Origin of the sequence: Rhodococcus ruber (assembly GCF_016804345.1) — a bacterium.
GTDB classification, from domain to species: Bacteria; Actinomycetota; Actinomycetes; order Mycobacteriales; family Mycobacteriaceae; genus Rhodococcus; species Rhodococcus ruber.
The window spans coordinates 818,963-831,520 of sequence record NZ_CP044211.1; the positions used below are offsets into that span (position 1 = coordinate 818,963).

12 protein-coding genes and 1 pseudogene are annotated in these 12,558 nt (G+C 71.0%); all 13 read left to right on the top strand.

From position 1 onward, the window contains the following. Positions 1-80: 80 nt before the first annotated feature. The 13 genes and pseudogenes from F1734_RS03810 (at position 81) to F1734_RS03870 (ending at position 12,522) form a co-directional block, all read left to right on the top strand. The gene (locus F1734_RS03810; protein WP_124258364.1) at positions 81-1,562 is read left to right on the top strand and encodes an APC family permease; all 1,482 of its coding nucleotides are present in this window, start codon (positions 81-83) and stop codon (positions 1,560-1,562) included. Beyond that, positions 1,559-3,505: a primary-amine oxidase gene (locus tag F1734_RS03815; RefSeq protein ID WP_010594910.1), complete on the top strand. Its 1,947-nt coding sequence runs from the start codon at positions 1,559-1,561 to the stop codon at positions 3,503-3,505. Before F1734_RS03810 ends, F1734_RS03815 begins: the two co-directional genes overlap by 4 nt. Before the next feature lie 5 nt (positions 3,506-3,510). Further along, the gene (locus tag F1734_RS03820) at positions 3,511-3,963 is read left to right on the top strand and encodes a hypothetical protein (protein ID WP_010594911.1); all 453 of its coding nucleotides are present in this window, start codon (positions 3,511-3,513) and stop codon (positions 3,961-3,963) included. Positions 3,964-3,976: 13 nt separating this feature from the next. Next, positions 3,977-4,390, top strand: a pseudogene (locus F1734_RS03825) (polysaccharide deacetylase family protein); the annotation flags it as partial. A 118-nt stretch (positions 4,391-4,508) separates the two neighbouring features. Next, a complete protein-coding gene (locus tag F1734_RS03830; protein WP_010594913.1) occupies positions 4,509-5,195 on the top strand; it encodes a cutinase family protein in 687 nt (228 codons plus the stop codon). Continuing rightward, positions 5,195-6,409, top strand: coding sequence for a M50 family metallopeptidase (locus tag F1734_RS03835; RefSeq protein ID WP_274382442.1), 1,215 nt, complete (start codon positions 5,195-5,197; stop codon positions 6,407-6,409). The genes F1734_RS03830 and F1734_RS03835 overlap by 1 nt, the downstream gene beginning before the upstream one ends. Positions 6,410-6,479: 70 nt before the next feature. Next, positions 6,480-7,112 carry a hypothetical protein gene (locus F1734_RS03840; protein ID WP_225223152.1) on the top strand — a complete coding sequence of 211 codons (633 nt, stop codon included), beginning with the start codon at positions 6,480-6,482 and terminating at the stop codon, positions 7,110-7,112. Next, positions 7,112-7,339 carry a helix-turn-helix domain-containing protein gene (locus F1734_RS03845; RefSeq protein ID WP_140188231.1) on the top strand — a complete coding sequence of 76 codons (228 nt, stop codon included), beginning with the start codon at positions 7,112-7,114 and terminating at the stop codon, positions 7,337-7,339. The genes F1734_RS03840 and F1734_RS03845 overlap by 1 nt, the downstream gene beginning before the upstream one ends. 110 nt (positions 7,340-7,449) lie before the next feature. Beyond that, positions 7,450-7,587 (top strand): hypothetical protein, encoded by a 138-nt coding sequence (locus F1734_RS03850; protein WP_017681507.1) that lies wholly within the window; start codon positions 7,450-7,452, stop codon positions 7,585-7,587. 258 nt (positions 7,588-7,845) lie between these two features. After that, positions 7,846-8,532 carry a hypothetical protein gene (locus F1734_RS03855; protein ID WP_140188232.1) on the top strand — a complete coding sequence of 229 codons (687 nt, stop codon included), beginning with the start codon at positions 7,846-7,848 and terminating at the stop codon, positions 8,530-8,532. 44 nt (positions 8,533-8,576) lie between these two features. Beyond that, positions 8,577-10,511, top strand: coding sequence for a sensor histidine kinase (locus F1734_RS03860; protein WP_119699340.1), 1,935 nt, complete (start codon positions 8,577-8,579; stop codon positions 10,509-10,511). Next, a complete protein-coding gene (locus tag F1734_RS03865; RefSeq protein WP_010594919.1) occupies positions 10,496-11,158 on the top strand; it encodes a response regulator transcription factor in 663 nt (220 codons plus the stop codon). The genes F1734_RS03860 and F1734_RS03865 overlap by 16 nt, the downstream gene beginning before the upstream one ends. Positions 11,159-11,307: 149 nt before the next feature. Further along, positions 11,308-12,522, top strand: coding sequence for an acetyl-CoA C-acetyltransferase (locus tag F1734_RS03870; protein WP_010594920.1), 1,215 nt, complete (start codon positions 11,308-11,310; stop codon positions 12,520-12,522). Positions 12,523-12,558: the final 36 nt, after the last annotated feature.

Sequence of the window (12,558 nt, forward strand, 5' to 3'; positions counted from 1 at the left end):
ACAACGGCCGGGCGCACGCTTCTTCCGGCGCTCGGCACCGAACCGCCGGCACACCCCCTCTCCCGAAAGTCGAAGCACCGATGACCCTCAACGCTCGCGCACACGAACCCCCCACCCACCGGTTGTCCGGCAGCCTCGGTCCCGGCGCCGTCGTCTTCATGGTGGTCGCGGCCGCAGCCCCGCTGACCGTGATCGCCGGCACGGTCCCACTCGGCATCTCCGCCGGAAACGGGGCCGCGTTCCCCGCCTCGTACGTCGTCTGCACGGTGGTCCTGCTCTTCTTCGCCGTCGGCTTCACCGCCATGGCGAAGCACGTGCCCGGGGCGGGGGCGTTCTACACCTTCGTCACCCACGGTCTCGGCCGGCACGCCGGTCTCGGTTCGGCGTTCCTGGCGCTGTTGTCCTACACGGCGGTGCAGGGCGCCGTCTACGGATACATCGGCGCGGCCCTCGACGACTTCGTGACCGCGCACGGCGGCCCTGAGTTGCCCTGGTATCTCTGGGCTCTGATCGTGCTGGTGGCGGTCGCGGTGCTCGGCTACCGCCACATCGACCTGTCCGGCAAGGTCCTCGGGGTCCTGTTGCTGTGCGAGGTCGGCATCGTCCTGGTGATCGATGCGGCGGTGGTCGTCCGGGGCGGCGCGGAAGGTCTGTCCACCGCTGCGCTGCGGCCGTCCGAGTTCTTCTCGGGCGCACCGGGAATCGCCCTGATCTTCGCCGTTGCCGGATACATCGGTTTCGAGGCGACCGCGGTCTTCCGCGACGAGGTGCGTGATCCCGCCCGGACGGTTCCCCGGGCCACCTACCTCGCCCTGGTGGTCATCGGCGGCTTCTATGCGCTGTCGAGCTGGGCGCTGGTCAGCGCGTGGGGTGACGAGGGCGCCGTCGCCCTGGCCACCGAGAACCCCGAGGGCATGATCGTCGACACCGCGACCCGCTACGTGGGAGCGGCGGCCGGTGACGTCGTGCAGGTGCTCCTCGTCACCAGCCTGTTCGCGGCACTGCTGTCCTTCCACAACGTGCTCTCCCGCTACATCTTCTCGCTCGGCAACAGCGCGGCACTGCCGGCGCGATGCGGCCGCTCGCACGAACGTCATGCGTCGCCCTACGTGGCCTCGGTCGTGCAGACGGTCTCGGCGCTGGTCCTCGTCGTGGCCTCCGCCGTCGGCGGGCTCGATCCCGTGACCGAGGTCTTCGCCTGGTTCGCCGGGGTCGCGTCCGTCGGTGTGCTCGCCCTCATGGCGCTGACGTCGATCGCCGTCCTCGTCTTCTTCCGGCGTTCCCGGGCCGACACCCGGCCCTGGCCCACGCTGATCGCGCCGGCGCTGGGCCTGGCCGGGCTGGGCGCCCTGCTCACGATGACGATCGCGAACCTGCCGCTGCTCGTCGGCGGATCGAGCACCCTCGCCGCCGTCATCGCCGTTGTTCTCGCCGGGACGTTCGCGGGCGGAGCGGCCGTGGCCGCTCTCCGCCCCGACGCTGCACGAAACACCCATCCCCACGGCGGCCTCGCGCCCGCCGTCACGACCGAACCCCTGATCGACAAGGAGATCGCACGATGAGCACTGCCACCACGCCGTTCACCGAAGCGGCATCGACACCCGCACCGGACCATCCGCTCAGCCCGCTGACCGCCGACGAGATCACCGCAGTCAAGGAAACGGTGTCGGCGGCGGGACTGGTGACCGAGCACGTCCGGTTCGTCTACGTCGGACTCGAGGAACCCCCCAAGTCGACGGTCCTGGCGTTCCGGCCGGGGGAGCACGTCGAGCGCCGGGCCCGCGTCCTGCTCCTCGACCGCGCAACCGGTGCGGGATCCGACCACGTCGTGTCCGTCACCGAACGCAGGATCCTCGGCACCGTCGCCGTCGACGCCGCCACCGACGGGCACGTCCCGATCCTCGACGAGGAGTTCGAGGACATCGAATCGTTCCTGCTCTCCAGCTTCGACTGGATCGCGGCGATGGCCGCGCGCGGCATCGACCCGCAGAAGGTGCGCGCGGTTCCGCTGTCGGCCGGGGTGTTCGGGCACGAGGACGAGGTGGGGCACCGGATCGTCCGCGTGCTCGCGTTCCATCAGGAGGACGAGGCCGACCTGCCGTGGGCGCATCCGATCGACGGTGTGGTCGCGTACGTCGATCTCACCGAGCAGCGGGTGGTGAAGGTGGTCGACGAGATCACCCTTCCCGTGCCGGCCGAACGCGGCGAATGGGACGCCGCGCCGCACGAGACGCCGGTCCGCACCGACCTCAAGCCGATCGAGATCACGCAGCCCGAGGGGCCGAGCTTCTCGGTCGACGGCAACCGGATCACCTGGGCGGACTGGACGTTCCGGTTCGGGTTCGACGTCCGCGAGGGCCTGACCCTGCACCAGCTGTCGTTCTCCGACGACGGCGTGGAGCGACCGGTGATCTACCGTGCCTCCATCGCCGAGATGGTCGTGCCCTATGCCGACCCGTCGCCGGTGCGATACTGGCAGAACTACTTCGACCAGGGGGAATACCTCTTCGGCCGCTACACCAACTCGCTGGAACTCGGGTGCGACTGCCTCGGTGAGATCCAGTACTTCGACGTCACCATCGCCGACGAGAAGGGCGACCCCCGGGTGATGAAGAACGCGATCTGCCTCCACGAGGAGGACTACGGCGTCCTGTGGAAGCACACGGACATGTTCAACGGCATGACCGAGACCCGGCGCTCGCGCCGGCTCGTGATCTCGTTCTTCCTCACGATCGGCAACTACGACTACGGCTTCTACTGGTACCTCTACCTGGACGGCACCATCGAGCTCGAGGCCAAGGCCACCGGCATCGTGTTCACCTCCGCCTACCGCGGCGAGGACGGGTTCGCCACCGAGATGGCGCCCGGCCTCGGTGCACCGTTCCACCAGCACCTCTTCTCCGCGCGCCTGGACATGGCGGTCGACGGCAACGTCAACACGGTCGAGGAGGTCGACGCCGTGCCCGAACCGATGGGACCGGACAACCCCTGGGGCAATGCGTTCCGCTGCCGCAAGACCACCCTCACCACGGAGGCCGAGGGGCAGCGGCTGGCCGACAACACCAAGGCCCGGGTCTGGCACATCACCAACCCGACCAAGCAGAACCGGCTCGGGCGGAACGTGGGTTACGCGCTGCACCCGGAAGGCCAGCCCGTGCTGCTGGCCGACCCGTCGAGTTCCATCGCCGCCCGCGCCGCGTTCGCCACCAGGCACCTGTGGGTCACGCAGTACGACCCGGCGCAGCGGTATCCCGCCGGCGACTTCGTCAACCAGCATCCGGGACAGGGGGGACTGCCGACATTCGTCGCCGGCAACCGGAACATCGAGGGCGAGGACCTGGTGCTGTGGCACACCTTCGGGCTCACCCATTTCCCGCGCCCGGAGGACTGGCCCGTGATGCCCGTCGACTATGCCGGATTCACGCTGAAGCCGGTCGGGTTCTTCGACCGCAATCCGGCGCTCGACGTCCCGGCCGGCCCGTCGAAGCACTGCTGCACGGACTGACGGCCGTGTCCACCACCGATCCGGCCGCCCGTCGCACCACGTTCCCGTGGTGCGGCCGGGCGGCCGCCGCCCTGGCCGTCGCGTCCGCCGTGCTGCACGTCGGCGCACTCGGGGGGCACGCACCCTCCCCGGCGCCGGCGGTCCTGACGCTCGTCATGACCGCCGGGTGCCTCTACTGCGCGCGCCATCTCTGGCGGCGCGGAAACCAGCGGGACTGGATCCTGGTCACCGTCATGAACGTCGTGATGATCATGCTGCACCTGACCACCATGAGTCCCGGAGGTGGGGGCGGCGGCCACCACGGGCACGCTGTGCCGGTGGTCGCCGGTGGCACAGCGGACGCATCGATGCCTCCGCTCATGGCGGCCGCACTGGCGGTCGCGGCTGCGGAGATCCTCCTCGCCGTGAGCGTGGTGTTCCACCGCACCCGGGGGCTCGACCCGGCGATCGCGGGGTAGAGCGGGGAACCACAGCGACACTCACCCTGCCTATCCGGATCTGACGGACGGACAGATCAGGGCCGACCTTGCTGCGGCCGAGGCCGCGATCACGGCACTGACGGGTCGCCCGGCCGTGCCGTTGTTCCGGTTTCCGTTCGGTGTTCGCACCGACGCCGACATCCGCGTCGTCAACGATGCCGGGTATGTGCCGGTGCGCTGGACGGTGGACTCGCTCGGCTGGAAGGGCACCAGCGGTGGTCTCGACGTCGGGGCGGTCACCGACCGGGTCGTCTCCGCAGCCGTGCCCGGCCAGATCGTCCTGATGCACATGGGCACGAACCCCGACGACGGCACGACTCTCGATGCCGATGCGCTGCCCGCGATCATCGACGGTCTGCGTACTCGGAGTTACAGTTTCGTGGATCCGGTCGATGTCGTCCGCTGAGCCCACCACGGTGCGTCGCACCCGTGTCTTCGATTTGCGGACTTACGATCGCTGTGCTTACTTATGAACGCGGTCGGGAATCGTTGGGTTGGATCCCATGGGCTGAAGGACGGTTTCGATGATCCTTTCCGCTGTCCGGGTGGCGATCGTCGGCGCGCTGACCATCGGTTCGATGTTCGGTGCCGTGTCGATCGCCCATGCCGACCCGTCCCCGGCTGCCTACTGTGCGCCGACCGTGGTGCTCGCCGTCGACGGCACGAAGGGTCCCGAAACGCCGGACTCGATCGACCCCGACAGCCCCCTCAACTCCTACACCGATCAGTACCGTGACAGTTCCGACTTCGCGGTGCGGCACGTGCGGTACCCGGCGGGCATGGTGGCCGGGGTGTTCGGCTGGGACACGTTCATGGACCAGTCGGTGCAGATCGGCGTGCAGAACCTGTGGGCGGAGATCGGCCGGACCGAGGCCGCCTGCGGGCCGCGCACGCGCTACGAGCTGTACGGCTACTCCCAGGGTGCGATCGTCGTGCGCCGGGTGGCGATGGAGATCGACGCGGTGCCGCCCGTGCACGACGACGGCACCGACCTTCAGGACCGCGTCCGGGTGCACCTGATCGCCGATCCGGCACAGGGCCGGCCCGCCCAGTACGCCGGTCCGCTCGTTCCCGGGATCACCCTTCCGCAGCCGGCCGGCGAGCTGCGGCACATCCCGGTCACCACCGAGTGCCTCGAGGGCGACATGATCTGCGATCCGGAGGGCAACGTCAGCGGATACATTCGCGAGCACGCGACGTATCACCCCTGATGTTCGCCCTCGGCGTCGCGCTGTTCGCGCTCGCCCTCGCCGTGTCCGTCGCCCTGCACGAGGCCGGTCACCTGTGGGTGGCGCGGCGTCTCGGAATGAAGGTGCGCCGCTTCGCAGTCGGTCGCGGCCCGACGGTCTTCTCGTTCCGCCGCGGGGAGACCGAGTACGGCCTCGGCCTGTTCCCGGTCGGGGGGTTCTGCGAGATCGCCGGCACCACCGCCCTCGACGAACTGGCCCCCGGCGAGTACGACCGGGCGTTGTATCGGCAGCGGACGTGGAAGCGCGTGGCCGTGATGTCCGGTGGCGTCTGTATGAATTTCCTGCTTGCCGTGGTGCTCGTCCTCGGGCTTGCGGTCGGGTGGGGTCTGCCGGATCTGCACCCGAGGATCGTGGTCGAGTCCGTCGGGTGCGTCCCGCCGTCGCAGGGGCCGGCGCCCGGATACGGACTCGTCGGGTGTGACGGGCCGGGACCGGCCGCGTCGGCCGGGATACGCCCCGGCGACGTCGTCCTCGCCGTGGACGGAAGGGACGTCGCCCGGTTCGGTGATCTCGTCGAAAGGGTGTGGCAGAGTTCGGGAGTCGTCGAACTGGTGATCGATCGGCAGGGACGGGAACTGCGGGTGCCGGTCGCTGTCGAACCGGTGCAGCGCTGGGTGGTCGACCCCCGGTCCGGGGTCGAGCGGTCGACGACCGTCGGGGCGATCGGCCTCTCCGTACAACCGGTCGCCGGTCCGGTCCGCTACGGCCTCGTCGCCGCCGTTCCGGCCGCGTTCGCGTTCACCGGGGACCTCGTCGTGGCGTCGGCGCGGACGCTGGCGAACGCCCCGTCGAAGGTGGCGTCGCTGTGGCACTCCGTGACGGGCGGTGAGCGCGACGCGGACACCCCGGTCAGTGTCGTGGGCGCCGCGTCCCTGGGCGGGCAGGCCGCGGAACGGGGCATGTGGGAATCGTTCGTGTTGCTGATGGTCGGGCTGAACCTGTTCGTCGGCCTGGTCAATCTGCTGCCGCTGCTGCCCCTCGACGGCGGGCACACGGCCGTCGCCGTCTACGAGGCGTGTCGTAACCGGGTGCGCCGGCTGCGAGGTCTGTCCGACGCGGGGCCGGTCGACTTCGGGAAGTTGCTGCCGGTGACCTACGCGTTCGTCGTCGCCGGGGGTGCCTTCACGGTGCTGACCGTCGTCGCGGACGTCGTCGCCCCGATCCGCCTGGCGTGATCCGATCCCGTCACGTTGCCTCCCATATCGATTATCGATAGGCTATCGATAATCGATATGGGAGGGTGTCATGAGTACGTCTTCGGTGTCCGTTCTCCGGCCCACCGCGAAGGACCGGCGCGACCTGTGGGCGAGCATGGCCGTGTTCGCCGGTACCGCGGCGGTGGTCGTCGCCGACTACGTCGCCACCCTGTCCGGGCAGCTCTCGGCCGCGACGGTGACCGCGCGCATGGAACTCGGCGAGGCGGCCACCCCCGTCCCCACGCCGTCCGGTGTGCAGGCGTCACTCGACGGCGCGGTGACCACCTCGCTGCCGGTCGCCGAGCTGTCGCCGGTGACCGTCGCGCTGCTGCGGACGGGCGACGCGGCGCAGACGCTGAGCTACCTGGCCGTGCTGGGGCTGCTGGCCCTGCTCGTGCGCCGGTTCGTGCAGGGCCGGATGTTCGACCACGGCACCTACCGGCTCACCTACCACCTCGGCTGGGTGGCACTGACCATCGCCCTGGTTCCGATGTTCCCCCGGATCACGGGCACCAACATGGCGATCCGCGATCTCGGTCTCACCCACGTCCCCGGCGTCGAGGGCAGTTGGCTCGGAGCCGAGTTCTGGCTGGTGTACGCCGGGGCGATGGTGCTCTCTGCGGTTGCGATCGCGATCCGGGTGGGCAACCGGATGGCACGCGACCAGGAAGGACTCGTGTGATGCCGCCGGAGTCAGAACACGCCGTCCACTGCCGGCTCGACGACCTGCTCGCCGAGCACGGCATGACCCTCGCGACGCTGTCCGAACGCGTCGGGGTCAGCGTCGCCAACCTGTCCGTGCTGAAGAACGACCGCGCTCGCGCCATCCGGTTCTCGACACTGACCGCGATCTGTCACGTCCTCGGCTGCACCGTCGGGGACCTGCTGACCGTGCAACCCCCGCGGTGACCGCCCGAAGAACTCCTGCGGTACGGGACGCGCGGCGCACATTGTCCGGTCCTCGCGGCGAATGTCTCCCGGCCGTTGCGGATGCGCGCCCGAACCGCTTCCATTGAGTGATGCCGCGGTGGTGCTGGGACGAGGACGAACCGCTGTTCGGTGACGTCGAGTCGCCGGCCGGCGGTGTGGCCATCGCCGGTTGCTCGGCGCTGATCGCCCTCGTCGCGCTGCTGGTGATCGGCCCCGCCCTGGTGTGAACCACGTCCGGTCCCCCCTCCTTTCGGGATCCGCGCGCGAAAGTGCCTGTTGCGCTCGTACTTACGCGCGCAACTCGCACCGACGCGCGCAACTTGCCCTGACGCGCGCCACGTGCGTCCGACGCGCGCAACTTGCACCGGCGCCGCGCCGGGAGAATTCCCACCGGGACGGGACGGGTGTCCCTGGCGACCGGGACACCGGGCGCAGCACCCTCTGCGTCAGGCGCAGAGCGCGCCGGGACGAGGGGAGGGACACCGATGAGCACAGCGAGCGTGACGGAGGACAGCCGCACGGGCGCACGGCGCGCGTCGTCGAGCGCCTGGGCCTGGGCCGGGGCCGTCGCCGGCCTCGCCGGGGTGGTCGCCATCCAGGCGAGCATGGGCATGGGCGCCGCCTACGACGAATCCACGGCGGGCAACGCGTCCGCCATCGCCGACGCCTTCGCGGGCGAGCGGACCGAACTGCTGGCGATGCACCTGTCGCTGATGGTGTCGACGGTGCTGCTGCTGATCTTCGCCGCGGGCCTGCAGCGCCGCCTGCGGATCGCACTGCCCGACGACAGCCTCCTGCCGGCCGTCGCGGCGTTCGGGCTGCTGCTCACCGCGACGGCCTGCCTGCTCGGCGCCGGCCTCGACACCGAATTGCTGTTCGGGCTGAGCGAGCCGGGACAGATGGTCGCCGAGGTCGCCGTCGTCGGTTCGCACTGGGTCGGCACGATCCCGTGGCTGTGGGTGGGCGCGGGGGTCAGCGGCCTGGCGGTGGCCGCCGCCTCGCTGCGCCACGGCGCGACGCCGCAGTGGCTGGGCTGGGCGAGCGTGGTGCTCGGTGGCCTGACGGCGCTGCTCGGGATCTCCCCGCTGCAGTACATGGCCGGCTTCGTCGGCCCGGTGTGGGTGCTCGTCGCCGGCGTCGGATTCGCCGTCTCCGACAGGGCACGCCGATAGGCTGCCGCGCGACGGGACCGGCCGCGGGGCATACTCACCGCACCATGGCTGTTGCGGACGCATCCGAGACGGCGGCGGGCACCGGTGGCGCACCGGGGCCCGCCGCCGTCGTCGCCGTGCTGTCGTGCGGTCTCGCCGTCGCCGCCCTCGCCGTCTTCGCGGCCGCTCGTCCGGACCTCGACTCGGACCAGCTGTTCTTCCTCGTCGACGTCGTCGGCGCCGCGGTATACGGCACCGTCGCCGGGGTGGTGCTCGCCCGCCGGGTGCATCCGGTGCCGCTGCTGCTCTCGCTCGCCTCGATCGGCGTCGGGCTGTCGGCCCTGAGCTACGCGTGGACGAAGCTCGCGCAGGTGCGGCCCGGACTGCCGTTCGCCGGGGTCCTCGCGCCCCTGCAGAGCACCACGTGGATCCCCGGCACCCTGGCGCTGTTCCTGGTGGTGCCCTGGCTGGTCCGTGACACACCGCTCGACCGGCGCGCCCGCCTCGGTGTGCTCACCGGTTCCGCGGTCACCGGCTGGTTCTTCTGGGCCCGTACCTTCACCGGCACCGCCGTCGGCTGGCTCGTGCTGCCCGTCGTCACCGTCGGTCTGCTCGCCGCGGCGGACATCACCTACCGGTGGCGGCGCGGCCCGGTGTCCGACCGCATCGGCCTGGGCTGGCTCGCGCTCGGCACCGCACTGATGGCCGTGTCCTACATCCCGCTCGCGGTGCCCGGCCTGCCGTGGATGCTCACCCCGCTGCTGCACCTGACCACCCAGGCGTTCTACCCGATCGCGATCCTCGTGGTGGTGCTGCGGCAACGATTGTGGGGGCTCGACCTCGCCGTCAGCCGCGCAGCCGTCGCCGGCAGCCTCGTCGCGGTACTCGCCACCGGCTACCTCGTCGTGACCGCCACCGTCGCCCTGATCCTGCCCACGGACGGCTCGGTCGTGGCCCAGGCCGTCGCCGCGGTCGCGGTGGCGCTGGCGGTGCAGCCGGTCCGGGCCTGGCTGACGCGGCGCGTGCACATCCTCGTCTACGGCGAGGGCGACGATCCGGCGAGCGCGGTGCGCCGGCTCGGCCGGCACTTCGCCGGGGCACAGACGCCGCGGCAACTGCTCGAGGATCTCGCCGCCGGCATCGGCGTCGCGCTGCGACTCGAGTCCGTGACGGTGCGCCGCGGCGACGAGATGCTCGCCCGCTGGGGCACCCCCACCGGGCCCGCCGAGGAGGTCGTCCTGCGCGACGGCCGGGTCGCGGTGACGGCGCCACCCGGCGAGACCCTCGGGCCGCGCAGCCTCCGCGCACTCGGCGAACTCGCCTCCGTGGTCGAGGCCGGTCTCGTGGTGCTGCGATCCTCGGAGGAGCTCGACGCGGCCCGTGCCCGGCTCACCGAGGCCCGGCTCGCCGAACGCCGCACCATCCGCCGGGAACTGCACGACGGGCTCGGTCCGTCGCTGGCCGGGATCCGGCTCGGGCTGCAGGGCGCCCGCAACCTCGTCGACACCGACTCCGCCGACGCCGTTCCGCTGATCGACTCCCTGCTGCGCGAACTCGACCACCAGGTCGAGGGGGTGCGCGAGCTCTCCCGGGGGCTGCTCCCGCCCGCGCTCGACGAGCTCGGCCTCGCCGCCGCGCTCGAGGAGATGTCGGCTGTCCACTCGCGCAGTGGGTTTCGCGTCGAGGTGGACGCCGACGTGCCCTCGGGTCGCAGCGGTCCGGTCGTCGCGGCGGCGTACGGCATCGCCGCCGAGGCGGTCACCAATGCGCGGCGGCACAGCGGGGCCGACGGATGCCGCGTGCGCGTGCGGGCCTCGGCGGACCGGCTCACCCTCGAGGTGCGCGACGCGGGCCGGGGGATGGACCGGAACGCGCGACGGGGAGTGGGGACGCACAGCATGCGCGAACGCGCCGAGGACGTCGGCGGCAGCGTCGCGATCACGGGGGCGCAGCCGCACGGCACCGTCGTCACGGCGCACCTGCCGTGGGGACCGTCGTGAGCGCCCCCACGGCGATCGCCGTCGCCGTCGTCGACGATCATCCCGTGTTCCGGCTCGGCCTCGTCGCCCTGCTGGGCACCCTCGACGGCATCGAGGTGGTGGCGCAGGCAAGTTCGGTCGCCGAGGCGCTCGAGGTGATCACCGCGGACGTCGACGTCGTGCTCATGGACCTCGAACTCGGGGACGGCTCGGGCATCGAGGCGACCCGGCTGCTGCTCGGACGGTTCCCCGAGTTGCGGGTGCTGGTGGTGACCATGCACGAGGACGAGGACTCGCTCGTCGCGTCGGTGCGCGCCGGGGCGCGCGGCTATCTCGTCAAGGGTGCGGACCCGTCGGGCGTGGAGCGGGCGATCCGGGCCGTCGCGGACGGCGAGGTCATCGTCGGCGCCGCCGTCGCCGCCAAGGCGATCGGCGCGATGGCGGCCTCCCGCACCCTCGCGCCCACGGTCTTCCCGGAACTGACCGACCGGGAACGCGAGGTGCTGGACCTGATGGCGCGCGGGCACGACAACGCCACCATCGCCCGCCGCCTGGTGCTGAGCCCGAAGACGGTGCGCAACCACGTGTCGAACGTGCTCGGCAAGCTCGGCGCGGCCGACCGGTCGACCGCGATCGTGCAGGCCCGCGAGGCCGGCCTGGGGGTGTGAACGTCCGCTCGGTTCGGTCACGGACTCCGCTCGGTTCGGTCCTTCAGTCCGCGGCGTCCCGGCTCCTAGGGTGGACGACGTCGGGCGTGACGGCTGTCACGAGCTGGCGCCCCTCGCATCCGCAAAGCACGGGAAGGAACCTGCGCACTGTGACCTCCGAGGCATTCATCTACGAAGCCATCCGAACTCCGCGCGGCCGCGGCAAGAAGACCGGGTCGCTGCACTCGGTCAAGCCGATCTCCCTGGTCACCGGCCTGATCGACGAACTGCGCGTGCGGTTCCCGGACCTGGACGAGAACCGCATCTCGGACCTGATCCTCGGCGTCGTCGGGCCGGTGGGCGACCAGGGCGCCGACATCGCCCGCACCGCGGTGACCGCGGCGCGCATGCCCGACACCGTCGGCGGCGTGCAGATCAACCGCTTCTGCGCCTCCGGCCTCGAGGCTGTGAACATGGCCGCGCAGAAGGTCCGTTCCGGCTGGGACGAACTCGTCGTCGCGGGCGGCGTCGAATCGATGTCGCGGGTGCCGATGGGCTCCGACGGCGGCCCGTGGGCGCTGGACCCCGCCACCAACTACGACACCTACTTCGTGCCGCAGGGTGTCAGCGCCGACCTGATCGCCACCATGGAGGGCTTCAGCCGCGAGGACGTCGACGCCTACGCGCTCCGCTCGCAGCAGCTCGCCGCGGCGGCCTGGTCCGGCGGCTACTTCGCCAAGTCCGTGGTGCCGGTCAAGGACCAGAACGGCCTGACCGTCCTCGACCACGACGAACACATGCGTCCCGACACCACCCTCGCGGGTCTGGCCGGACTGCAGCCGTCGTTCGCGATGGTCGGCGAGATGGGCGGCTTCGACGCCGTCGCGCTGCAGAAGTTCCACTTCGTGGAGAAGATCGACCACGTCCACCACGGCGGCAACAGCTCCGGCATCGTCGACGGCGCCGCGCTGGTGCTCGTCGGTTCCGAGCAGGCCGGCAAGGACATGGGCCTGACCCCGCGGGCGCGCATCGTCGCCACCGCCACCTCGGGTGCGGACTCGACGATCATGCTCACCGGTCCCACCCCGGCCGCGCACAAGGTCCTCGCCGCCGCCGGCCTGACCGTGGACGACATCGACCTGTTCGAGATCAACGAGGCGTTCGCGTCCGTCGTGCTCAAGTTCCAGAAGGACCTGAAGATCCCGGACGAGAAGCTCAACGTCAACGGCGGCGCCATCGCGATGGGGCACCCGCTCGGCGCGACCGGCGCCATGATCATGGGAACGATGGTCGACGAGCTCGAGCGCCGCGGTGCCCGCCGCGCCCTCGTCACCCTCTGCATCGGTGGCGGCATGGGTGTGGCCACGATCATCGAGCGCGTCTGAAACTTCGGAAGGGACTGGGGAATTCACAGTGACTGA

Coding starts and splice junctions, on each gene's coding strand:
- F1734_RS03810 (WP_124258364.1), top strand. CDS start 81: ATGACCCTCAACGCTCGCGCACACGAACCCCCCACCCACCGGTTGTCC.
- F1734_RS03815 (WP_010594910.1), top strand. CDS start 1,559: ATGAGCACTGCCACCACGCCGTTCACCGAAGCGGCATCGACACCCGCA.
- F1734_RS03830 (WP_010594913.1), top strand. CDS start 4,509: ATGATCCTTTCCGCTGTCCGGGTGGCGATCGTCGGCGCGCTGACCATC.
- F1734_RS03835 (WP_274382442.1), top strand. CDS start 5,195: ATGTTCGCCCTCGGCGTCGCGCTGTTCGCGCTCGCCCTCGCCGTGTCC.
- F1734_RS03840 (WP_225223152.1), top strand. CDS start 6,480: ATGAGTACGTCTTCGGTGTCCGTTCTCCGGCCCACCGCGAAGGACCGG.
- F1734_RS03845 (WP_140188231.1), top strand. CDS start 7,112: ATGCCGCCGGAGTCAGAACACGCCGTCCACTGCCGGCTCGACGACCTG.
- F1734_RS03850 (WP_017681507.1), top strand. CDS start 7,450: ATGCCGCGGTGGTGCTGGGACGAGGACGAACCGCTGTTCGGTGACGTC.
- F1734_RS03855 (WP_140188232.1), top strand. CDS start 7,846: ATGAGCACAGCGAGCGTGACGGAGGACAGCCGCACGGGCGCACGGCGC.
- F1734_RS03860 (WP_119699340.1), top strand. CDS start 8,577: ATGGCTGTTGCGGACGCATCCGAGACGGCGGCGGGCACCGGTGGCGCA.